The sequence below is a fragment of the Paracoccus sp. 08 genome, from assembly GCF_024105395.1.
Lineage (GTDB): Bacteria > Pseudomonadota > Alphaproteobacteria > Rhodobacterales > Rhodobacteraceae > Paracoccus > Paracoccus marcusii.
Genome location: NZ_WEKR01000069.1, coordinates 107,347 through 128,443 on the forward strand (window position 1 = coordinate 107,347; position 21,097 = coordinate 128,443).

Annotated in this window: 21 protein-coding genes and 1 pseudogene; 9 read left to right on the forward strand and 13 right to left on the reverse strand. The window is 57.5% G+C overall.

Annotation, left to right across the window (positions count from 1 at the left end):
- The first annotated feature begins 373 nt into the window (after positions 1 to 373).
- Positions 374 to 1,282 (forward strand): DUF4145 domain-containing protein, encoded by a 909-nt coding sequence (locus GBO37_RS18030; protein ID WP_252930280.1) that lies wholly within the window; start codon positions 374 to 376, stop codon positions 1,280 to 1,282.
- Positions 1,283 to 1,334: 52 nt separating this feature from the next.
- Here the strand turns inward: GBO37_RS18030 and GBO37_RS18035 are convergent, their stop codons facing one another.
- Complete coding sequence (locus GBO37_RS18035; protein WP_252930282.1) at positions 1,335 to 2,357, reverse strand: DUF4113 domain-containing protein; 1,023 nt, start codon at positions 2,355 to 2,357, stop codon at positions 1,335 to 1,337.
- Between the two features lie 129 nt (positions 2,358 to 2,486).
- Here GBO37_RS18035 and GBO37_RS18040 point away from each other — a divergent pair, with 129 nt between their 5' ends.
- Positions 2,487 to 3,083 carry a histidine phosphatase family protein gene (locus GBO37_RS18040; protein ID WP_252930283.1) on the forward strand — a complete coding sequence of 199 codons (597 nt, stop codon included), beginning with the start codon at positions 2,487 to 2,489 and terminating at the stop codon, positions 3,081 to 3,083.
- A 7-nt stretch (positions 3,084 to 3,090) separates the two neighbouring features.
- Here GBO37_RS18040 and GBO37_RS18045 read toward each other — a convergent pair whose 3' ends face one another.
- The 3 genes from GBO37_RS18045 to GBO37_RS18055 are packed head-to-tail and all read right to left on the reverse strand — an operon-like array spanning position 3,091 to position 6,227.
- Positions 3,091 to 4,329 (reverse strand): MFS transporter, encoded by a 1,239-nt coding sequence (locus GBO37_RS18045; protein WP_252930285.1) that lies wholly within the window; start codon positions 4,327 to 4,329, stop codon positions 3,091 to 3,093.
- Positions 4,326 to 4,814, reverse strand: a complete 489-nt coding sequence (locus GBO37_RS18050; RefSeq protein WP_252930286.1) for a MarR family winged helix-turn-helix transcriptional regulator — start codon at positions 4,812 to 4,814, stop codon at positions 4,326 to 4,328. The genes GBO37_RS18045 and GBO37_RS18050 overlap by 4 nt, the downstream gene beginning before the upstream one ends.
- Positions 4,815 to 4,871: 57 nt before the next feature.
- Positions 4,872 to 6,227, reverse strand: a complete 1,356-nt coding sequence (locus GBO37_RS18055) for a PLP-dependent aminotransferase family protein (RefSeq protein WP_252930300.1) — start codon at positions 6,225 to 6,227, stop codon at positions 4,872 to 4,874.
- A gap of 137 nt (positions 6,228 to 6,364) precedes the next feature.
- On the opposite strand from GBO37_RS18055, the gene GBO37_RS18060 reads away from it, so the two are divergent.
- Positions 6,365 to 7,225, forward strand: coding sequence for a DMT family transporter (locus tag GBO37_RS18060; RefSeq protein WP_252930288.1), 861 nt, complete (start codon positions 6,365 to 6,367; stop codon positions 7,223 to 7,225).
- Positions 7,226 to 7,488: 263 nt separating this feature from the next.
- Here GBO37_RS18060 and GBO37_RS18065 read toward each other — a convergent pair whose 3' ends face one another.
- Together GBO37_RS18065 and GBO37_RS18070 are read right to left on the reverse strand one after the other, a co-directional pair.
- Positions 7,489 to 7,872, reverse strand: coding sequence for a response regulator (locus GBO37_RS18065; RefSeq protein WP_252930290.1), 384 nt, complete (start codon positions 7,870 to 7,872; stop codon positions 7,489 to 7,491).
- 14 nt (positions 7,873 to 7,886) lie between these two features.
- The gene (locus GBO37_RS18070; protein ID WP_252930292.1) at positions 7,887 to 9,878 is read right to left on the reverse strand and encodes a GAF domain-containing protein; all 1,992 of its coding nucleotides are present in this window, start codon (positions 9,876 to 9,878) and stop codon (positions 7,887 to 7,889) included.
- Positions 9,879 to 10,205: 327 nt separating this feature from the next.
- Here GBO37_RS18070 and GBO37_RS18075 point away from each other — a divergent pair, with 327 nt between their 5' ends.
- Positions 10,206 to 10,391, forward strand: coding sequence for a PIN domain-containing protein (locus GBO37_RS18075; protein WP_038148853.1), 186 nt, complete (start codon positions 10,206 to 10,208; stop codon positions 10,389 to 10,391).
- Between the two features lie 123 nt (positions 10,392 to 10,514).
- On the opposite strand, the gene adhP is transcribed toward GBO37_RS18075, so the two are convergent.
- Positions 10,515 to 11,549, reverse strand: a complete 1,035-nt coding sequence (adhP, locus tag GBO37_RS18080; protein WP_038148855.1) for an alcohol dehydrogenase AdhP — start codon at positions 11,547 to 11,549, stop codon at positions 10,515 to 10,517.
- A 728-nt stretch (positions 11,550 to 12,277) separates the two neighbouring features.
- The gene (locus GBO37_RS18085) at positions 12,278 to 12,856 is read right to left on the reverse strand and encodes a recombinase family protein (RefSeq protein ID WP_252930294.1); all 579 of its coding nucleotides are present in this window, start codon (positions 12,854 to 12,856) and stop codon (positions 12,278 to 12,280) included.
- A gap of 218 nt (positions 12,857 to 13,074) precedes the next feature.
- Between GBO37_RS18085 and GBO37_RS18090 the strand changes: the two genes are divergently transcribed.
- The 4 genes from GBO37_RS18090 (at position 13,075) to GBO37_RS18105 (ending at position 14,769) form a co-directional block, all read left to right on the forward strand.
- Positions 13,075 to 13,317, forward strand: a complete 243-nt coding sequence (locus GBO37_RS18090; protein ID WP_046001713.1) for an AbrB/MazE/SpoVT family DNA-binding domain-containing protein — start codon at positions 13,075 to 13,077, stop codon at positions 13,315 to 13,317.
- Positions 13,317 to 13,646 carry an endoribonuclease MazF gene (gene mazF, locus GBO37_RS18095; protein WP_046001714.1) on the forward strand — a complete coding sequence of 110 codons (330 nt, stop codon included), beginning with the start codon at positions 13,317 to 13,319 and terminating at the stop codon, positions 13,644 to 13,646. Before GBO37_RS18090 ends, mazF begins: the two co-directional genes overlap by 1 nt.
- A gap of 366 nt (positions 13,647 to 14,012) precedes the next feature.
- The gene (locus GBO37_RS18100) at positions 14,013 to 14,360 is read left to right on the forward strand and encodes a type II toxin-antitoxin system Phd/YefM family antitoxin (protein ID WP_252930295.1); all 348 of its coding nucleotides are present in this window, start codon (positions 14,013 to 14,015) and stop codon (positions 14,358 to 14,360) included.
- Positions 14,350 to 14,769, forward strand: a complete 420-nt coding sequence (locus GBO37_RS18105) for a hypothetical protein (RefSeq protein WP_252930296.1) — start codon at positions 14,350 to 14,352, stop codon at positions 14,767 to 14,769. Before GBO37_RS18100 ends, GBO37_RS18105 begins: the two co-directional genes overlap by 11 nt.
- Before the next feature lie 142 nt (positions 14,770 to 14,911).
- Here the strand turns inward: GBO37_RS18105 and GBO37_RS18110 are convergent.
- The 4 genes and pseudogenes from GBO37_RS18110 to repA form a co-directional block, all read right to left on the reverse strand.
- Positions 14,912 to 15,135, reverse strand: a pseudogene (locus GBO37_RS18110) (transposase); the annotation flags it as partial.
- A 121-nt stretch (positions 15,136 to 15,256) separates the two neighbouring features.
- Positions 15,257 to 16,474 (reverse strand): plasmid replication protein RepC, encoded by a 1,218-nt coding sequence (gene repC / locus GBO37_RS18115; protein WP_252930301.1) that lies wholly within the window; start codon positions 16,472 to 16,474, stop codon positions 15,257 to 15,259.
- 211 nt (positions 16,475 to 16,685) lie between these two features.
- Positions 16,686 to 17,618 (reverse strand): ParB/RepB/Spo0J family partition protein, encoded by a 933-nt coding sequence (locus tag GBO37_RS18120; protein WP_127899688.1) that lies wholly within the window; start codon positions 17,616 to 17,618, stop codon positions 16,686 to 16,688.
- Positions 17,602 to 18,795, reverse strand: coding sequence for a plasmid partitioning protein RepA (repA, locus tag GBO37_RS18125; protein ID WP_127899687.1), 1,194 nt, complete (start codon positions 18,793 to 18,795; stop codon positions 17,602 to 17,604). The genes GBO37_RS18120 and repA overlap by 17 nt, the downstream gene beginning before the upstream one ends.
- A gap of 528 nt (positions 18,796 to 19,323) precedes the next feature.
- Here repA and GBO37_RS18130 point away from each other — a divergent pair.
- Complete coding sequence (locus tag GBO37_RS18130; RefSeq protein WP_252930297.1) at positions 19,324 to 20,391, forward strand: hypothetical protein; 1,068 nt, start codon at positions 19,324 to 19,326, stop codon at positions 20,389 to 20,391.
- A 482-nt stretch (positions 20,392 to 20,873) separates the two neighbouring features.
- Here GBO37_RS18130 and GBO37_RS18135 read toward each other — a convergent pair.
- Positions 20,874 to 21,097: IS3 family transposase (locus tag GBO37_RS18135; RefSeq protein WP_252930299.1), on the reverse strand; the 224-nt coding region annotated here is incomplete at its 5' end.

The window sequence follows — 21,097 nt, forward strand, 5'->3', positions numbered from 1 at the left end:
GAAACGCTCTAGTTTCTACCAGCGTTTGCGCGATGATTTCCCAAAATCGGGTGGTTCATATGATACGTGCATCCAAGAACTTGAAGCCCTCTCTCTAAGAATATCCGAGGCCACACCGCAGCTCTAACTAATGCGTCTCTGCACGGGCAAGCTCGGAACGAGATAACCGGGCATGACCAAGCGCAAAGGAAGGGCAGGAGTATAGGCTTTGGGCGCAGGCCAGCACTTGCCAGCTAACCCCAGAGCGCGGTTCCTCGGGGCGGGCGGTCCAAGGCGATCAGCCTTAGACCAACCAACAGGAGGCACGCCACCGGAAAATACTGTACAGAGCCTTTAGAAGCTGTAGTCTCTCAAAAAAATGAAAGATCGCTTGATGACCCCTAACTCAATTATAATAAAATCAGGCGCTGAAATTTTTGCAGAAACTTTAGTTGGCTTGGTCAGTGCCTTAGCTTGGCCTGCCATTGTCGTATTTGCAATATTTTTCTTTGGAGAGCCAGTAAAAAGGCTTATTTCACGCATTAAATCAGCATCCATTGCTGGTAACACTGTCGACTTCAGCGATGTGCTGCGAGATGTAGTAAGCGATATACAAGAGGTGGCATCCAAACAGAACACGGACACCCGAGAACAAATAAATTCTGATGGCGCTGCACAAACCAATGGTGATGTTGAATCCAAAGGCGATGTAGAAACCAGTGAAGAAGCAGAAACCAATGGTGATGTAAAAACCGGTGACGAAGTGGAAACCAATGGTGATGTAGAAACCAGCGACGAAGCAGAAACTAATGGTAACGTAGAAACCAGTGACCAAGCAGAAACCAATAGTGATGCCAATTTGGATAATAGAATTGAGAAAAACAAGAAACTACTAAGCACTAAAGACTTTATTGATTCTGACGAAATGAATGATTTAATAATATTGTGCGAAATTAACCCGGCATTGGCTGTAATCGAAGGATATGATTATGTGGCATATGAGTGGCATGCATTAATTGAAGAATTAGGCATAAATGACCCCCTTCCAATGCTTAAAAACACATCAAAAGACTCTCTCGATAATGAATACATATCTAAAAATATTGTTAACTCTGTCAATGGGCTCCGCAAGCTTCGAAACAGGGCTGCGCACGATAAAGCTTCCAGCATTACTCCAGAAGATGCCGAGAACTATCTTCTTTCAGTAGCTAAAATTATTAAAATACTCAGATCTAAAAGATTGCATCTTAGATTCAAAAATATTGCCGGAAAGACGTTTATTTCAATGGCAAAATTTGTCTAATACGAAAACACGGCTGAGGTGAAAGTTAGTAGTTAAGCAATAGAGCGCTCTATTAGACTCGAAGGGTAGGAAGTTCGCTGATCCTCGTTGTGTATCTTGGTGATCGGTGATCCGCCTTCGTCGCCCAGGTTCGGCTGACCCCTTCCCGCGCCAGCACCATCGTCTTCTTGCCGAAGCGGTCATTGATCGTATCAAGCGCGTCTGTCAGGCGCGCGTCGCGCGGTCGATCTGGGGGAAACAGCATGGCGGGTCGGTCGGCCTCGGCCAGCAGGTCATCGAGGATGATCCCGGCCTTGGTATAGCCATAGCCGTTTCCGGACGGATCGCCCTTCCAGCCCCGCCGCGCAGCGGCCACAGCGGCATCCACCAAGTCGAACGTGTGGTTGGACATGGGCCGCAAGCGGATGCTACGCGAAAAGGAATGGCGCGGCCTGTCGGGCTTGTGCGGGTTGGTGTGATAGAACACCGTCATCGTGCCTGCCACCAAGCCGTGCTGCCGCAGCTTCTCGGCCGCCCGTGTAGCGTGGGCACTGATAGCCTGGGCCAGGGTGTCGAAGCTGGTCATGGGCGTGCCCGCGGAGCGGGTGACGGCCATGCCCTTGCGCTGTGGGGCCACGTCCTCAAAATCGACGCAGGACACGCCGCGCAGCTCGGCCACCAGGCGTTCCAGGACAACCGTGCCGATCTTGCGGCCAAGAGCCAAAGGCAGGTCGCGCAGCTCGGCGGCAGAATTGATCCCTTGGGCCTTCAACTTGGCCTCTGTCGCGGACCCCACGCCCCAGATTTCTCCTATGGGAATGCGGCGCATCACATAGTCCCGCACATCCTGGTCCATGAGATTGCAGACCCCGGAAAAAAGCGGGTTCTTCTTGGCAGCATAGTTCGCCAGCTTGGCAAGCGTCTTGGTGGGGGCGATGCCAACGCAGGTCGGAATGCCGGTCTCGGTTCTGACTGCATCCCGCATTTGGGCGGCATGTGCCTCCATGCGATCCCCAAAGCCCGCAAGGTCAACGAACGTCTCGTCTATCGAATAGACGTCGAGGCGGGGGGAATAGCTGTGCAGGACCTCGACCACGCGGCGGCTGAGGTCGCCGTTTATGTGGAATAGAAGTCAATCCGCTTTGCGGGACTTTTCAGACATTGACCAATGGAAGGGGCACCATGAGTATTTCCGTTAGCAGCGTCCGTCACCAGAGGCTTAGCCGTGCCCAATATCGTCCGCTACCTAACCCATCCGCAGGTGCTGATAGAGCCTCTAAAAGACATCCGGGCGTGGTCACTAAATGAAGTAGGCAGCAATCGGGTCGCTATATTGGCTGCGCAGCTTGGATCTCTTTCACGAACGCAGAGGGTGGTCAGTAGCGACGAGACCAAGGCGCTTGAGACTGCCAAGCCCCTCGCCTTAGCATTGAGAGTGGCCATGGAGGTTCGGCCGCGGATGCATGAAAATGACCGCAGCGCGACCGGCTTTCTCCCACCACAAGAATTTGAGGCCGTTGCGGATCAGTTCTTTGCCGAGCCTGCCAAGAGCGTACGCGGATGGGAGACGGCAGAGAGCGCGCAGCGCCGCGTAGTGGCTGAAGTCGAATCCTGCCTGTCAGACCAACATGAAGGGGATATTCTGTTCGTCGGGCATGGAGGGGTCGGCACGCTCCTATTTTGCGCGCTGTCAGGCATCGCTATCAGCCGACGCTTCGACCAAGGTCCGGGAGGCGGCGGGTGCTGGTTTGCGTTCGACCTAAAAGCCCGGAGCCCACATTGCGGATGGCAGCCGATGGAAGCGCTTATGGCCGGCGGCTAGGGACTCTTCACGTCACCGAGCTGGGCTCAGTTGTCCTGAAACGCATAAGGCCAAGATGTGAAAAGGCAATGGCAGCCACAGCGAAAATGCAAAGGGCGCCTCCGCACGCCAATGCCGCGCCGGGAGGCAGGGCTGTCGCCATCAATCCGGCACGGAAATTTCCAATCTGAGGGGCAGCGGCACCGACAATTTGTTCAGCCGCCAAGACACGCCCCCGCATCTCAGGTTTGCAGGACAGTTGAACAACTGTCCCGCGAGTCATGACCGCTACCGTATCAGCGGCACCGGCCAATGCGAGACACGCGAGCATCACCCATCCGGACCCGGTCAAACCAGCGACCGCCAGTGACAGCCCCCAGGTCAAAGCCGCGCCAAGTTGAAGCGCGCCTTGGCGGGGATGGGACGTAATGGTCCCTGACAGCAGAGTGGCTGCGATACCACCAGCGGCCATAGCTGACAGAAAGAGGCCCAACGTTTCGGGGGTGCCGCCAAAGCGCGCTTCGTTCAGTGCCGGAAACAGGGCAATCGGCATGGCGAGCATCATCGCGGCAAGGTCCGTCAGCAACGAGCCGCGCAGCGGCGGTTTCTTCCAGATCGCACGGAATCCAGCCACCAATCGTCCTTTCCCACTGTCTCCAGACCCATGGGTCTGTTTGCTCGGCAACGCGGCAAGCCCGCGAAAGGCCAGCAGAAAGGCGATAGTTTCTGCCGCATAGCACCCCGCCACTCCCCAGATAGCTGAAACGATCCCCGCCAGGGCGGGCCCGCCAAGCATTGCCGCCTGAAAGCTGGCATAGGATAGCGCAATACCCGCGCTGACCTTTTCGCGCGGAAGGAGGTCGGGGATCATGGCTTTCCGGGAGGGCACGCCGATAGCAATGCTTCCGGCTTGCGCCGCTGCCAGCCCAAGAAGCAAGGCCGGCGAATTGAACTCCATCAATGCCTGCACGAGCAAGCAAAGCGCAAAAAAGACTGCGCCGACATTCGCTAGGAGGATCAGCCCGCGCTTGTCGCGCGTATCGGCAAGAAGACCGCCCCAAAGTCCGAATGCCACCATTGGGACAGCCAGCGTCAGGCCGACCATCCCTGTCATCAGAGACGAGTGTGTCATCTCCCACATTTGATAGAGAACCGCGAAGGCGGACAGTTGACCGGCAAGTGCCTGCAAGGAGGTGCCGGTCCAGAAGCGGCGGAAGGTTGGATCTCCGCGCAGCGGGCCAATGTCCAACAGCCGGAACGGGTTCATTCGGACTGTCTGGCGTGCAGATGCCGGGCAAGGCGCTGCTGGAATGGCTCTTGATCAAGGCGCGACCGAATATCAGAAATCACACGGGTCAGCGGATATGGCAAATCGGCGTCCAGCTCCGCGAGCATCGCTTCGGTGGCATCCCATTCAGCTTCGAGAAATCCGATAGCCGATTTGCCTTTGTCGCTGAGGCTGACCACGATGCTACGCGCATCCTGTCCCGGTTCAGTCGTGACCATGCCAGCGGCTTTCATTGCCTTGACGGACTGACTCATTGCGCCATGCGTCACGTTGGTAAACTCAGCAAGGTTACGAATAGTCATCGGCCCGTGGTCGGCAAGGCCGATCAGAGCCATGCTGAAACGCGGGCGAACCCCGTCTACCTCATTGTCACGATAGAGGACGCCTATGGCCTCATCGAGCTCCCGCAGCAGCAAGGACAAGGGGAACAGCAGGCTGCGCGGTTTCTTGGATGAACGGACCATAATAGCCCTATTATAATAGCACTATCCTTTCTCCAAGCTTTTTTGCCGACTGGAGTTCTAAGCCACCGTTCGCAGGGCCTTTGCCAATTCCTCATAGATAGAGGGCGCTACTTGGCTGACGTTTAGGCGCAAGAAGTCTCCCGCCGTCCCTGCGGCGCTGAAAACGTTGCCAGGGGCGAGGATTATCCCTCTCTCCAGCACGGTCCTTGCCAGGGATTGCGCGTCCTTCCCCTCCGGCAACTGGCACCACAGGTAGATGCCGCCGCGGGGCATGAGCCAGGGTACGATCCCAAGCCGTTCCAACCTCTCGGAGGCGTCCCGCCGCGCCCGTGCCAGCCGGGTTCGGGTGGCGACGATGTGCTTGCGGTAGCTTCCGTCCGCCAGCGTGATCCGGACGATTTCAGCAGCGACGGGGCTCGGCCCCCCAAAGTTAGTGGCGACCTGCAAGTCCGTCAGCGCCTCAACAAGTTCCGGCCGTGCTACGACGTAGCCACAGCGCGCTGCAGCCGATAGCGTTTTGGAAAAGCTGCCGATCCGAATGACGCGCTGCAAGCCGTCGAGGATTGCGAGGCGAGGTGACAGGTCCGGCTCCAAAGAAGCGAATGTGTCATCCTCTACAATGGTCAGATCCCACTCCGATGCCAGCAACAGCAGACGGTGCGCGGTTTGTGCCGATAGTGTGGCACCGGTCGGGTTCTGCAGCGCCGAGTTCGTGAGGTAGAGGCTTGGGCGATGAATTCTTAGCGCTTCGGCGAACGCAGTCAGATCAGGGCCTTCCCGTGTGAAGGGCACCGAAACGATCCGGACCCCAAGAACGCGCAGCAGCGCCTGAAAGTTGAAGTAGCAGGGATCATCGACCAAAACCGTATCCCCTGGCCGCAGCAGGAGACGACAGATCAGGTCGAGTGTCTGCGATCCTGAACCGGTCAGTAGCACCATGTCGGGATCGACCGGCAAACCTTCCTCAGCGCATTGCCGCGCCAGGAGGTACCGCAGGTCTTGCCCTCCGCGCGAGCTGCCGTAATCCGCTAGAAGGGCATCGTCGCTTCGGCTGATCTGACGCAGCGCGCGCCGGATCGCCGCCTGCGGCATCCAGTCGGGCGGCATCCACCCACATCCCGGCTTCAGCACACCACGCGCCGCGTCCAGTGATTGCCGCGACACCCAAAGCGGATCGACCGATCGGTCCAGATCGGTGGCCGGAGGCCGTAGGTTCGTGAAAGCTGCGCGGTTCGCAACATAGAAGCCGGAACCCGGCCGGGATAGGATCACCCCATCCGCCACCAGCCGGTCATAGGCCTCGACGACAGTCGAAGGCGAGACGCCCATCTTCGCCGCAAGGCCGCGGATTGACGGCACCCGCTCCCCCGCAAGAAGCGTCCGTGCTGCGATCATGTGGCGGATCGCGTCCATCACCTGTGTCGTCCGGTTTGTCATGGCCAGCCGTATGGGTTGGTTGGGGAATACAGTTCGGTGCTTTTGTATGCCTCCCGTGCCTGTCTCCACCAGCGGCCTTCTCATAACACCGGGGTAAAACAACGAGGGCAGTTATGGGACTTGCAAGCAAGGGATGGGGCAGCGGCCTCATCGGCGTGATTATATTCAGTGCATCCTTACCGGCCACACGAGTGGCGGTATCTGGCCTTTCTCCGATGTTTCTCACTTCGGTCCGCGCCGTCATCGCAGCGGTTCTGGCGGTGGTGGCGCTAATGCTCTGGCGTCAGGCCCGACCCTCAACAAGCGATCTTCCTTCGCTGGCGATTGTGGCTGCGGGTGTCGTGATCGGCTTTCCATTGATGACTGCTCTTGCCTTGCAGCACATCACCTCGGCCCGCTCCATCGTATTCATCGGCCTCTTACCGCTGGCAACGGCCATCTGCGGGGTGATCCGGGGCGGGGAGCGCCCTCGGCGAGCTTTTTGGCTATTCTCTTGTGGGGGGAGCCTGCTCGTCGCGCTTTATGCTTGGTCGCAGACTGCTAATGGCACCCTCACCGGCGATCTGCTGATGCTGGCCGCGATCCTGATCTGTGGACTGGGATATGCGGAGGGAGCCGTTCTTTCCCGTCGCCTCGGCGGCTGGCAGGTCATCTCGTGGGCACTGCTTCTGGCCGCACCTATCATGGCCGTTCTCGCAGTGGGAACATGGCCGTCCGACTGGACCCGCGTGACGATCCCGGTTTGGCTGGGCCTAGGCTACGTCTCCGTCTTCAGCATGTGGGTCGGCTTCGTGTTCTGGTATCGAGGGCTTGCCCTTGGTGGCATCGCGGGGGTCGGCCAGTTGCAGCTCCTGCAACCGTTCTTTGGGCTAGCACTAGCGGGTGCAGTGCTAGGTGAACCTGTGGCCTGGTCCATGATCGTTGTGGCGCTGCTCATCGTGGCCTGCGTTGCAGGGGCAAAGCGTTTTGCATGATTTCAAACGACAAATCAGAGACCCGTGATCATTCGTGAACGGCAGCAAGGTCCCGCATAGCTGCCGCCAATGCCGCGATCGGGCATCGACGTAAGGAGCCCTGAGCTGCCGATCCCCGTTGCTTGGAATGTCGATCTAGATTTGGAATCACTGTGTCCAAAGCGGACATTGAGCAATGAGGCCGCGGGCCTGCAAATACAGACGCCATAAGGCTTTAGTGCAGCGGGTAATTAGCTAGCCTCGGCAGCGCACGCCGCTGCGTATCAGCAGATCCTGCTCATACGGTTCATTTCCGCGACGACACGCCGTTCGTCGTAAGGCTTGCCGAAGAAGACGCAATCGACAGGCAGCTTCATCCTGCCGATTTCCACTTTCCCGGAGGTCACGATGACGTGGATAGGTGGCCAGCGCTCGCGGATCAGCGCGGCGAGCTTAAGACCATCTATGCCCCGCGGCATATCGACGTCGGTAAAGACGATGCGAATATCCGGGCGAGTTTCCAGGATCTTGATCGCATCGGTTGCGTCAGTGGCTTCGACAGCCTCGAAGCCTGCATCTTCGACCATGTCGAGCGCGGCCATGCGAAGGATTGGTTCATCTTCAACGACCAGCACTAGCTGGCGTTTCAGGGGAGCATACTGGGCCATTGGGTCTTTCCGTCTCAGGGCTGCTGCATCTGAGACAGCGGGGCTTCCATCGAAGCGATCAGGCCCGACTGGTTGTAACGAAGTTCCACGCCGCCGGTTCCGATCAATCCCATGCTAATCAGTCTTGATCCGAACCCTTTGCCCGATGGCTGATGCACCGGGGGACCTCCGGTTTCTGTCCAGCTCATCCTGAGAATGTCTTCCTCGTCACCTTTTTCGATACCCCAGGTGATCGCAACCTGACCTTCCTGAACGGACAAAGCGCCATACTTGATCGCGTTGGTCGCCAACTCATGTAGCAGTAAGGACAGGGACAATGTGGCCCTGGGTCCGATTTGCAGAGTGGGGCCGTTCAGCTGGAACCGTCCCGTCTGATCGAAAGCCGCCAAAGTTGCCGTGGCCACGTCCTGTAGGGCAGCGGAAGCCCATCGCGTCTTCAAAAGCGCATCATGGGCGCGAGACAGCGCCCCGATACGTTGCGTCAGGGCCGTCACGGCGCCCCTTTCAGTAACCTCCCGGAGTGTCTGAGTTGCAATGGCCTGAACGATTGCTAGCGTGTTCTTCATGCGATGGCTGAGTTCTTCGTTCAGAATATGCTGCTCCTGTTCGGCCCGCGCCCGGGCGATCGCCCCATGCGTCCGGTCACCGACCTGCCGCACCAGGTCGATTTCCTCCGACGTCCATTCCCGCACCTGCGCATTCAGGACGAAGATGACCGTGTCGAGAACACCGCGCACCATGATCGGCAAATTCAGGAGGGCTCTGGAATGGATGATCTCAAGACCATCTGACTGACTGGCTGTCCTGGGGTCCTTCTCAACGTCTGGAATGATGACAGTCTCACCGCGTTTCAAATCCTCGACATAGGAGCCAAATGATCTGAAATGGTGAGACCCGACTACACTGACGCCAGAGGCGTCGCACCAGTCTACCGGCACCTCAATTTTTTCGTGTCCTAAGTCAACCTTTCCAAAACCGATACAGCTGCCGCCGATGGCTTGGGCCAAGCACTCCGCGGCGGCTCGCGCAATGTCATTGGCATCGCTCAGATCGCGCAACTGCTCGCTGAGATCAGCAAGCGCCGACGTGCGTCTGGTTTGGCGGACATGCTCGGTGACATCCGAGCCCTCTATGAAGATGCCGGTCACGATCCCTTTCTCATCCCGGGTCGGCTGACAAACAAAATCGACGAACCGTTCATCTACGGGGGAATGGGGGTCTGTCTGAATTGCGTAACGTGCGCCCGTTTGCGTGAACGACTGGCCCGACCGATAGGCTTCGTGGAGGAGGTCCATGTATCCCTGTTGTGCCGCGTCCGGCAGTGCTTCCGCAAAAGTCCTGCCAATAAGCTGCCGGCTTCCGACCAGTCGACAATATGCAGGATTGACCAGGTCGAAGACATGATCAGGGCCTTTCAGCAGCGCCATGAAGCTGGGCGCCTGATCGAACATTGCAGACAATTCCAGGTGCTCATGTGTCGCCTTCTTCCGCTGCTGTTCCGCCTGAAGAAGCAAGTCGCCGCGGCTGGCAATAAGGCGGCGCATCTCCATAAGGCTCATGACCTGCCGGGCCAACGCCCTTAAATCATCGGCCTGACCATCCGTCAGCCCTCCGGGGCGTGGGGCATGGTCGATGACGCATATGGTGCCAAGCGTCAGTCCCTCCGGCGTGACCAGCGGCGCGCCGGCATAGAACCGCAGATACGGGTTATTCAGAACCAGTGGATTTGACCGGGTTCGGGCATCCATGGACAGGTCGGGAATGACCAGCAGGTCGCGATGCCCGATGGCGTGCTTGCAGACGGACTGCTCGATCGGTGTTTCGGAAGGCTCAAAACCGGCCCTTGCCTTGAACCATTGTCGGTCGGCGTCCACCAGGCTGATCAGCGCAACCGGGGCATCACAGAGCCGCGTGGCAAGTCGGACAATGTCGTCAAAACCAACTTCCGGGGCCGTATCGAGAATATTATGCGCATGCAGCGCATCGAGACGATCTGCCTCGGTCATGACATCAGCTGTGCGGGGAGCCGCTTGCTTGCGAGGCAATTCGTGTATCCGTCTGAGAGTGATCTTGACCTCGGGTTAAAGGATACGGCGGCCCTTGTCAGCAGAACTCATCATCGGCTTACCTAGGCGGCGGCGTCTCGCTGCGCCTTGATCGAAGGACCGCTTTCTCGTTCGCCACCACATTGGTTAGTTCTTGTTAGCCTCCGAAGTGACTGACCGCTTGGTCCGCAAAGCAGACGGTTTAGAGTAGCGAGCGAGGGTCTGCTATGCGGGACGAAGCGGCCGTTCGGTGCTAAGGCGGTGTTTTCACCTTCATATGGAGCAAGGATGAAACTCAGACTTTTGATCGATACATCTGTGTGGCTGGATCTCACGAAGGATCCACGCCATATGCCTTTGCTCGACGCTCTTTCCGCGATGATAGAGGCCGGTGAAGTTGAATTGATCCTGCCGCAGATCATCCCAGAGGAATTTGCCCGAAACCGCGACCGGCGCGGTTTCATCGGGATGTGATCGGCTGGAATGGAGCTCACCGAGATGCCTACGCGGCAACGGGATGTGCTCCCGCCCACCTTTCGGCGGGCGGGAGCCTGTATGCCCTGAGGATGCCGTGGCACGCCGAGGGGCCTGCGGCTGTCAGTTGCCCAGATCGAGCACCATGCGGCCTTCGATCTGGCCTTTGCGCATGCGGTCGAAGACGGTGTTGATATCTTCAAGCGGGGCTTTGGTGATGGTGGCCTTGACCTTGCCTGCGGCGGCGAAGTCGAGCGATTCCTGCAAATCGAGCCGGCTGCCGACGATAGAGCCACGCACGGTGACACCATTGAGCACCATGCCGAAGATATTGAGCGGGAAGTCCCCCGGAGGAAGGCCGTTGAGGGACACCGTGCCGCCACGCCCGACCATGCCGACCGCCTGCTCGAAAGCCTTTTCGCTTACGGCCGTGACCAGAACGCCATTGACGCCACCGTCGGTTTCTTTGCGGACAAAGGCTGCGGGATCGGCAATCTCGCGCGCATTGACGGTCAGTTTGGCACCCAACCGGCGTGCGAGATCAAGTTTGGCCTCATCGATATCTACGGCCACGACGTTGAGCCCCATCGCCACCGCATATTGCACGGCCATATGGCCCAAGCCACCGATGCCGGAAATGGCAACGGTGTCGCCGGGTTTGGTGTCGGTCATTTTCAGGCCTTTGTAGACCGTAACACCCGCGCAAAGGATGGGCGCGATCTCGGCAAAATCGCTGCCTGCGGGCAGGTGGCCCACATAATTGGGGTCTGCGACAACGTAATCGGCAAAGCCGCCATTGACCGAGTAGCCGGTGTTCTGCTGGCTTTCGCACAGCGTTTCCCATCCGCCCAAGCAATGCCTGCAGCACCCACAGGCGGTGTAAAGCCATGGCACACCGACGCGGTCACCTTCTTTGACGTTCTTCACGCCTTTGCCGACTGCCGAGACATAGCCTACACCCTCGTGGCCGGGGATGAAGGGCGGTTCGGGTTTGACGGGCCAGTCGCCTTCGGCCGCGTGCAAATCCGTGTGGCAGACGCCAGAGGCGCGGATCGCGACTTGGATCATTCCGTCAGAGACCTGCGGAATTGGGACTTCATCAATGCTCAGGGGTGCACCGAATTTACGAACGACAGCGGCTTTCATAGTCTTCGACAAAATAGTTCCTCCTCTATGCCCCGTTCCTCGACCCGACGGAAGAAGGATTGCCAAGGCTTGCGCTCCTGTCATCCCTGCCATGTGTTATTGTGCTGGCCTACTGTTCCGAATGTGAGACATTCTTCGCTACTTTCAATGACCTCACGGGCGCGTGATCGATTGCCATTGCGCCTAGACGGATGCGACGCAGCGCGCAACCAGAAGGCTCATATACGCAAAGCGCAACGCAGCGCACGTTCGGGCTACTGCGTCTTAATCCGTCCTTTTCAATACTCCTCGCTACGAAATGCCTCCTATGTGTCTTGCGCCGCCGGTTAGGGTCAGGCGAAAAGGGCTCTTCGTGTCGGTGCATGAGTGCTGCCCTTCCGTCTGCTTCGCGTGATGATCCTTTTAGCCGACAGAACGAACTTTAATCCTATTAGAACTCGCGCCCTACTCCGCCTGCGGTCGGCCGACAGGAAACATATCCTCACCATAATAGTGTAATTTGACGTGATGGCGGCGGCAGAGCCACCGCACGCTCAATGGTTCATCATACCGGTCGTGATGAGCATCGACCTTTGCAGCCCCGCATACCTCGCAGACCTGTTTTTCTAGGGCACCCGAGGTAACCGCCCGCTGAACAGCAAGGTGAGCCTGATACTTTGGCGGATTGGTACGCCGCCAGTTGGTTTGACGGGTCTCGCTTTTGAGCGATGGTGCGCGTGGGGGCTTTGGCTCATCCGCCATTAAGCCGCCGCCTGCCGGTCTAGGGTGCGATACACAGTCGGCCGTGAGATCGAAAATACCTCAGCCAGATCGGTGATGGAATACTCACCAGTGTCATACATGCGCCGCAGCTCCTGATGCTGTCGTTCTGACAACTTCGGCTTCTTGCCGCGCAGCTTGCCCTTGGCGCGGGCCACTGCCATGCCTTCTCGGGTCCGCATACGGATCAGGTCTGCCTCAAACTCAGCGAAGGTCGCCAGGATATTAAAGAACAGCTTGCCCATGGGGTCTGCTGGATCATGGATGGAAGCACCAAGTTGAAGCTCGATCCCGCGTGCAGCGAGGCCGTCGGCAATGTCGCGAGCATCAGGGACGGAACGCGCCAGCCGGTCCAGCTTCGGCACAATCAGTGTATCGCCCTCGCGCAAGGCTGAAAGCGCTTGATCAAGGCCAGGGCGGGCACGGTTCGTTCCGGTAAAGCCGTAGTCAGTGTAGATACGATCGGCAGTGACCCCCAGGCTGGCAAGGATGCCTTTCTGAGCAGCGAGATCCTGTTTGTCCGTGGAGCAGCGGGCGTAGCCAATCAAAATCTGTGTCATGCCATTAATTGTAACGATAGACGCCCCTTCATTGCAAAAGAAATCGGACCAGTCATCTGAGACTTACTGCAGCCAGCATATGCTGAGCTGTTTTGAGCTCTTCAAGACCATATCTGGCCGTCCGGAAAGCGATCCCCTTACGGACACCAATGTAGATACGATGTTGCTACATACCCAGATGCAGAGTAGTATCTACACTGTATCTACAGGAGGTTCAGATGCGCGCAGTGGTCAAGAAATGGGGAAACAGTGCTTCGGTGCGCATACCGGCCTCGGTTATGGTTGCCGCTGGATTGCGACTGGATCAAGCCGTCGAGGTGCGGGAGGACAACGGACGTATTGTTATCGAGCCGATCGAGAGCGAGGACTATGATCTTGCGCAGTTGCTTGCGGCTATCACTCCCGAGAATACTCATGAAAACGTGGACTTTGGCATGCCCATTGGAAAGGAAGTGCTTTGATGGCGGAGTATGTGCCGGAGGCAGGTGAGATCGTCTGGTTGGAATTTTCACCCCAAGCCGGTCATGAGCAAGCCGGGCATCGTCCCGCTGTTGTGTTATCGCCGGCTGCGTACAATCGTATTGGCCTAATGTTGTGCTGCCCGCTAACCACGAAACGCAAAGGCTATCCCTTTGAGGTGCCGATAGACGACACACGGGACAGCGCGGTTCTGGCTGATCAGGTCAAGTCTCTGGACTGGCGTGCCCGAAAGGCCAAAGCCAAGGGGAAGATTTCAGCGGAGGAGCTGTCCGCTATACGCGGCAAGGCAAGAACTCTTATAGGCCGTTAAGTAAACGGCGGACTTGAAAAGGCAAAGCAGCCACTTCGGCATCGTCAAGAAAGACAACACAGACCCCGCAACTTGACGCTGATTTCTGCAACGGGTTATCTGGCGCCCTATGGACCGCTGGCACTAAAGAATCAGATCGCAAGAAAACCGACCGCTTCTCTGGCAGCGCTCTCCACGGGCAGCAAAGACTGACCACACACGAACCTCTAGGTCACTTCCGCAAGCGATAGGTTTGCATTGCGCTTCACCAGATAAGCGGCTGCAAGAATAGCGCTGGTTCTTCTGACATTCTCTTAGCTTCTCTAAACAGTAGCCGAGAGGGCGGCTGGCTTAACGAGTAGACGGCCGGCAATCCGTTGAGGACAGATGCTAGAAGCCCTAACCCGCACTTTATTTCTGGCAGCACCACTTGCCATATATTCAGAATATCTGTATATTATGGGTAATACCAACATTTATGGGGTTGTTGCTATGAGAGAGTTTCGTGCTGCTGATCTAACTCGTAACACAGGTGATCTCTTCGAGGCTGCAGCCTTGGCACCGGTCGCGATCACCAAGCATCGCAAACCACGTTTCGTGGTCATGTCGATGCAGCAGTACGAGGCTATGACATCCGATCACGGCTCACAGGTTGCGGTAGACGTGGCAGACATGCCCGATGATCTGGGCACCCTCTTGGACAAGGGCATCGAGGGCCATTTTCATGGCCGATGATTTCCCGAAGGCCGGGCAGGTATTCGGCTATCATTACTTATGGAAATGGCAGGCCACGCGCGGCGAGACAGAAGGCCGCAAGAAACGCCCGAGCTGTGTTGCAGTTGTGGTCGTCAACGAAGCTGGCAAGCATGTCTTGTTTATTGCCGCTATCACCAGCAAAGAGCCAAGACCAGATCAGGTCGGCATCGCTGTTCCCGAAACAGAGGCCCGGCGCGCCAAGTTGGATGTCTCCATTCCCCTCTGGGTTATGGTGAACGAGCTGAATGCCGATGTGCTGGAATCCTCCTATACATTGGATGAACGTTCGCCACGCGGCGCGTTCAGCCCGGCCTTTACCGACAAAATTGTGCGCGGGGTCCAGTCTGTCCGCCAAGCAGGGGCGCTGCGCCTGACGCGCCGCACATAAACAAGCTAATGGTTTAGCTGGGTTCTGTTGCACAAAGCGGCTGAGGTTCGAGGTTCCCCCTTCCATGGGCCAAGTTCATCCCACGGCTTCAGTGACGGGCATGCCGGGTGCGTTGAAGCCGTTCAAGAATGTCTGTCATCTACCTGAGCGGCATATCGAACAACACCTTCATCGTCAGGCAGGTCTGGATAGTTGCGTCACTATAGTCAGGCCGTCGGCCACATTTGCCAATTGGCTCGGCCTCCACGTTATCTCGGGATCGAACCAGATTGTCAGCGAGCCACGTCGCTTCAGACCTTCGTTACAGATGGGCCAGCTCCTGGTCTTGTAGGGGGTGTGGGTCTGCTCATCTGCCCCATCTACTATGCGGGATTCGCGAAATGAATGCCATGACCGATTTTTTGCAACAGAGCCTACCAGAGCCGCTTTTAACAGGTGTAAAGTCGCACCGGTCTAATTCTTCGCCCTACTCTGCACTTAACAGCTGTTAAGCCGCATTTTTCTTACTTATTAGCGCCATCACCATCGGCCCACACGAGAACTTGCCTGCAGCGGCCTTGGATGTGAGCGCGCGCAAGTAGCCTCCAGGTGATTTTATATCGGAAAACCGCTCGAGCATGGCAACTACGACGATCGACGCCTGTTCGGGGCCCATAAATTGCTGTGCTTCCTCCCAAACAGAGGCGCTAATGCCCATGGCTGGTCGCACACTGCAAGCAGCGTCATAAAGTTGGTGCCAGTGTCGAATATCTCCTTGGTAGAAAGTGGCCAGCGTTGGGCAGCCTGCGATCACCAAATGAAGGGGAATATTTGGCCCTAGTCTTTGGTCGGCTTCCACGATGTCAGCCTCAGACTCATCAGGATAATTTTCAGGTTCGGCGGCCGCGGCCACGGCCCCACCTTTTTCTAAGGCCGGTTCAAAATCAATATATTCTTTATCTGAATTATGATGGTGGCGCTCAGAGTGGGCACCATTGGTGCTCAATTCTTCTGTTTCAGGTCCGTCAAATATGTTGCGTGCCTGGTCGAGAAGGACTTGAAGATCCCCGCGATAAGCGAAGAGTTCCTCGAGTGAAAGCTTGCGGCGGAGTGCGCGAGCCGTGACTAGAGAAGTGTTGTGGATCTGATCCCAGAACCCGAGCCCAGGATAGATATCCTTACCAAACACAGCCAAGGCCGCGAGATCGCGCCGCATGAGGCTCACGACCTCTCTCAAGCGACGCGCACGTTCCTCTGCCTCTCGCACGGCATCTGCGGCTCGTGCGATCTGCTCTGCTCGGCAGTAAAGTGGTGACAGATCTAAGCCAAAAGCCACGCGTTCATCGCCTCGCCTGCGGGCATAACGCTTCCCGTTTGGGCTGTCATGCCGTATGAGCAAGCCCGCTCCCACCAGACGGGCGAGGTGGCGACGCATTGTAGAGCAGGGCATCCCATTTAGCCGCTCACAGATTGCCTTGTTCGAGGGAAACACGACCATCTGGGCATTCTCACCAAGTGCATCATTCGGAAAGAAGCTGAGAAGACCCTGCAGGACGGTCAAATCGCGTTCGGAGATTCCAAATGTGGCCTGCGCCTTAGACAGCTCGCGGAAGAGTTCCCATTTGTTCACCGGCCTGCCAGAGACAGAACCCTCAGGTCGCTCGACCAGGCGCAAATGGGCGTGCGAGATCGGCCGCATAAACGGCGAAATTGGTGTGTACTCCATGATGTCATTCACGAAGGCAAAGTTTCCCTGGCCCGCAAATCGCTTTGCGCTTGCGGGAAAGGGGCCAAATCGCTACACTCAGAAGTGCGAAAACTAAGTTTTGTAGCGGGCTGGCCCCGCGAGAAACCTAAGAAAGGTCTCGAGAAGCTTGCTTCTTGGGGCCTTTTCTTTTCTGCCTGTTTCGTGCCTCCCTTTTGTTTGTTGCTCTTACTCAGTCTTCCGAACGTTTCCAACGCTCGTGAAGCTCGGCTATCAGCCGCGGGGCATTGCCCTCTAACCAGCTGACAAATTCACTCTCCTCAGCCTTCAACTCAAGTTTGAGTTGCTTGCCACGGCGTCCGGTGGTGACAGTTGCGGCACCGACCCCCGGAATAACAGTGCCAGCCCCCCCGCGCGGATAAGAGGAGGACATTGCGTGTTTGGATTTACCAGCGGCTAAAAGAACCGCCAAAAATGCCTGATCAGATTTTTCGTCAATGCCACCTTGGTGGGCGGTCCTGACGTCGGCGGCCATGGCAGCAAGCCATTCGCGATCAACTTTCGCGGTCCCAAGCAACTTCTTGAGCTCTTCCCATCGGGGGCGACCGATACCTGGCGCTGCGCCAATGGCAAGAACCAAGTTCTCCCCAACGGTACGCACTACGCTTAACAGCTGTGAAACTCCGGCCTCGGTTAGATTAAGAACCTCTGCGATACCCTTGTTAGTGCGTTCGGACGCGTTGAGATGATCCCCATCAAGCAGCGCCGCGGCAACTAGTGCACGTTCGATAAAGCTCAGATCCCGCCGCTCCTGGTTCTCCAAAAGCTGATCGCGAAGCGGCTGATCGCTCTCCACTTCCGTAACGATGGCGCGGACCTTGATCCCAAGCTCCCTACAAGCTTCAAGCCGACGACGACCATAGATCAGGCGGTAGCGATCGCCCTCGATCGGACAAACAAGGATAGGGACTCGTTGGCCATTTTTGGAGATCGAAACTTTAAGACTTTCGATCTCAATGTGCAGCCGGTCGTCGAGCCGACCTGTAGTATCGATATCGCCGGTTTCAATCTCGAAAATCCCACCCCGGAGCCTCCGCCCCTCAAGCGCGTCAGGCGCGTTGCGTAAGGTTTGTAAAGGTAGCCCCAGCTTAGGCTTTCTTGCCATTACGTCCCCACGTGTTCTGGATGATCGCAGCGATCTCGTCGTTGACAGCGTTCATAGAGTCACTTGCACGCTCGAAAGTCTGACGCGTGAAGTCCTTCTTGTCCGCCTCATAGAGGGTCTGCTTTGTCAGCCCAGCATCCGAAATCGCGGTAGATTCAACCATGTGGTTGGTCAGCACCGACCTACCAAAAAGGCCGCGGATAAAGGCAATGACCTCAGTTTGTGGGGCGTCACCCACCTTGTATCGGGTCGGCAGGAAACGCAGCCAGTCGAAGCGAAGGTTTGCGCCGGCATCCCGGATGACGCCAAGCAGATCAGCGGTCATTCGCAGGAACTGTGACATGGACATAAGATCGAGCATTTGCGGGTGAACGGTTACAAGGACCCCAGAGGAAGCTGACAAGGCGGACATGGTCAGGAAACCAAGCTGCGGCGGGCAGTCGATAACAACGATGTCATAATCCGCCTCGACGCTATCAAGCGCGTCACGCACACGTGCGAAAAAGGCACGTGCGCCGCCGCGCTGGATGGCAGCGGGCGTTTCGTGCTCAAATTCCATGAGTTCAAGATTGCCAGGAATTAAATCGAGACCGCGGATGTATGTCTTGCGGATCACCTCCGAAATAGGAACCGGCTCATGATAGCGCACGGCGTCATAGAGAGTTCCGCCATCCATAAGGTCCAGTTCTGGTTGGATGCCATGCAGCGCGGAAAGGGATGCCTGAGGGTCGAGATCGATTGCGAGCACCCGATACCCCTTGAGCGCAAGGCGCTGCGCGAGATGAGCTGATGTCGTAGTCTTGCCGGAGCCGCCTTTGAAGTTCACGACGGAGACGATCTTAAGTTCGTCCCCGGCACGGCGCCCTGGAACATAAGACCCAGGCTTTTTTGCATTTTTCTCAAGGGCGTGGCGAATTTCCCAAACATCGTCCAACGTATACCGACGATGACTTCCCGCGGTCGTCTCGACGTCGGCGATCTTGCCTTCTCGATGAAGCTTTCGAAGATAGGTATGATCGACGCCCAGCAACTCGGCCGCTTCACCGCTGGTCAGGCTGCGCATCGCTTTCTTGGCGTCAGGAGGGAAATGGGCTGCACGTTGCGCGTGAAGGTTAGACGCGAGAAGCTCTGCGTAATGCCCAATGGCAATGTCCAGGTCCTGCTCGGCTTCGCTCATCCCTGCCTCGATTCTTGGGCGCGTTTTTTATGTGACTGCGCGGTATTTTTCGAGACTATTGCTGGGGCGATTAGATTCGTGCAAGTCTTTTCGTGATATGGGCCAAAAAATCATGCCACCAATGGCGGTGGACACCGTTGGTCAAGCTTTTCTCGGCAAGCTAGGGGCGTCGCACTACCAAAGCTGGTGGTCGCGGAACGTCAGGTCGAAAAGCATTGGTACTAGGCCAATCCATAACGGCGCGTATGGCGGCGAAGTTGGGTTCTGATCCTATGTCAAGCGCCTTAGGCAATCAGAGGCATCAAAAGGCCGGAGTTACAGTTTCGCATAGCGTTACCAAATGACCGTTTGTAAACAGATGCAATGCCCCATTCTGTGACGCTGCTCCGCAAAAAGCCCGAGGTTTTCACCCTACGAGCACATCCAGAGAGCTAACCGAGGACATTGCCCAGACAGGCTCCACAGGGGCCGCTAGCACCTCAAAATTAAACCCTTAGGTAAGATGCAAAAGATGTGTATTCTGCACTTATGAAAACCCAAGGACCTACTCCACCTGGTTATTTTGGCGACGCTCTTCCGGATGCCGGAGAGGTAGATGAGACATCCGAGGGCGACCTGTGGTTTCTGCCCGGTCCGATCAACGACGAGCCCGACGACCTGCCGCCCGGGCCACGGGCTGAACCCCGTGAGTTCAAGGTCATCGACGATTGGCGGACGGCAGAGGCGGCCAGTGCAGCCCGTCTTGCCTGCGTTGCGAGCAGGCTCGGGGCACTGGACGATCGACTACGGCGTGGCCCGAACGGATGGCGGCATAGGTTGGCGCTGCATGAGGCAGCTGATCTGAGCTGGTTTGTCGGTGATCGCATCGGGGCAGACCGGCTGGCACTGTGGATCTCGCTGCGCCTGTCTGGCGTGCACGACGATACCGGCGCGCTCGCGGGTGTCGGGTGGGCAGTGCGCCGACTGGCAGGCGGGCCGGGTCCGGAAGGGGATCTGTCCGCCTTTCTCGACCGCCGCGACCCGGAGAACATAGGGGCTGATGCGGAGCTCTTCGCGGATCGCGCAGGCGGCTGGCTTGACCTGATGGCGCAAGCAATGGCTCTGCACCCGATCACCCGCGCTTGCATGGGCTTTCACCTCTGGAGCCTTGCCGGGCTCGGGCACCAGGGCGATCAGATGGAAAAGGCGGTCACAGCCGCACGGATCGCGGCCGGAAACGGCAAGGGTGCGGTCTTTGCGCCTCTGGCCATGGGCGGGGCAGGGGGGCTGCGTGCTGGCGGCCCGCCCGCTGAGCGTCTGGCGCGGTGGCTCGCCGGGATGGACACGGCATGTCTGACCGCGATGCGCCATCTTGATGATATCGAGGCGTGGGCGGAGGGGGCGAAGGGCGCAATGACCCCGCTGTCGGGCCGCACGCCACCAGCCTTGCGCGCCGTGCTGACCGAATGGCCGCTCATCTCCGCCCCAATGGCTGAGGCCCTGACCGGCGCTAGTCGCGCGGCCGTCCAGCGTAACCTCGCGTGGATGGAGGAACAGGGTCTGATCCGGGAGATGACCGGGCAGGGGCGGTATCGGATGTGGCGAGCGGCGATTTGACGTTGGTAGAAATGTGCCTCATGCGGGTGAACAGGCGGTTCCTGGAGCCGCTTGGTACTACCTTCCCCCACTAACTGGTGATCCTTTCGCTCCTCGAAACGTCTCCGGGCGCGGTGGGTACGATCGGCGACAAGCTCGGCCTTGATACCGGCACGATCGTTCCTCTCCTCAAGCGCATGGAGAGATCACGGCTGATCGCAGGAAAGCGCGGCCTGCAGGTTGAGCGCCGGGTCCTTTATGAGCTGACGCCTCCCGGTCAAGCGTTGTAGGCCTCAGTCTGGGCTGTTTGATGCCGATCTGCGGTCGCCGCCGGCTCTGCGAGCGCGTCGCGACGGGTAGGCCAAACCCCGAACGTTCTGGCATCATGTACAACCTTAACGTGCAGAACATCGTCTGCAGACGGTAAAATTGTTCTTCCAGACCGTGAATATACGAAAGTATATCGCGATGAATGCCGCGCTTTGTGAATAGCCCCGAGTTTCTTAGACAGCTTCGTGTGTCATCTTCTGCTGCCGTTCGAACTCGACTGGTGACAGCATCCCGTTCCTCGCATGCTTGCGCTTCGGGTTGTAGAACATCTCGATGTAATTGAACACGTCCTGTCTGGCTTCTTCGCGGGTCCGATAGGTTCGCCGTCTGATCCGTTCCCGCTTGAGGAGGTTGAAGAAGCTTTCGGCCACCGCGTTGAAGCTCCTATGTTCGTCAA

Bases quoted from the DNA above. Each gene is read 5' to 3' on its own strand.
- GBO37_RS18075 (WP_038148853.1), top strand. From the start codon at position 10,206: ATGAAACTCAGACTTTTGATCGATACATCTGTGTGGCTGGATCTCACG.
- repC (WP_252930301.1), bottom strand. From the start codon at position 16,474: ATGGAGTACACACCAATTTCGCCGTTTATGCGGCCGATCTCGCACGCC.
- GBO37_RS18055 (WP_252930300.1), bottom strand. From the start codon at position 6,227: ATGGACGCGATCCGCCACATGATCGCAGCACGGACGCTTCTTGCGGGG.
- GBO37_RS18045 (WP_252930285.1), bottom strand. From the start codon at position 4,329: ATGAACCCGTTCCGGCTGTTGGACATTGGCCCGCTGCGCGGAGATCCA.
- GBO37_RS18120 (WP_127899688.1), bottom strand. From the start codon at position 17,618: ATGGCAAGAAAGCCTAAGCTGGGGCTACCTTTACAAACCTTACGCAAC.
- GBO37_RS18090 (WP_046001713.1), top strand. From the start codon at position 13,075: ATGCGCGCAGTGGTCAAGAAATGGGGAAACAGTGCTTCGGTGCGCATA.
- mazF (WP_046001714.1), top strand. From the start codon at position 13,317: ATGGCGGAGTATGTGCCGGAGGCAGGTGAGATCGTCTGGTTGGAATTT.
- GBO37_RS18100 (WP_252930295.1), top strand. From the start codon at position 14,013: ATGCTAGAAGCCCTAACCCGCACTTTATTTCTGGCAGCACCACTTGCC.
- GBO37_RS18105 (WP_252930296.1), top strand. From the start codon at position 14,350: ATGGCCGATGATTTCCCGAAGGCCGGGCAGGTATTCGGCTATCATTAC.
- GBO37_RS18070 (WP_252930292.1), bottom strand. From the start codon at position 9,878: ATGACCGAGGCAGATCGTCTCGATGCGCTGCATGCGCATAATATTCTC.
- GBO37_RS18030 (WP_252930280.1), top strand. From the start codon at position 374: ATGACCCCTAACTCAATTATAATAAAATCAGGCGCTGAAATTTTTGCA.
- GBO37_RS18065 (WP_252930290.1), bottom strand. From the start codon at position 7,872: ATGGCCCAGTATGCTCCCCTGAAACGCCAGCTAGTGCTGGTCGTTGAA.
- GBO37_RS18060 (WP_252930288.1), top strand. From the start codon at position 6,365: ATGGGACTTGCAAGCAAGGGATGGGGCAGCGGCCTCATCGGCGTGATT.
- GBO37_RS18085 (WP_252930294.1), bottom strand. From the start codon at position 12,856: ATGACACAGATTTTGATTGGCTACGCCCGCTGCTCCACGGACAAACAG.
- repA (WP_127899687.1), bottom strand. From the start codon at position 18,795: ATGAGCGAAGCCGAGCAGGACCTGGACATTGCCATTGGGCATTACGCA.
- GBO37_RS18050 (WP_252930286.1), bottom strand. From the start codon at position 4,814: ATGGTCCGTTCATCCAAGAAACCGCGCAGCCTGCTGTTCCCCTTGTCC.
- GBO37_RS18130 (WP_252930297.1), top strand. From the start codon at position 19,324: ATGAAAACCCAAGGACCTACTCCACCTGGTTATTTTGGCGACGCTCTT.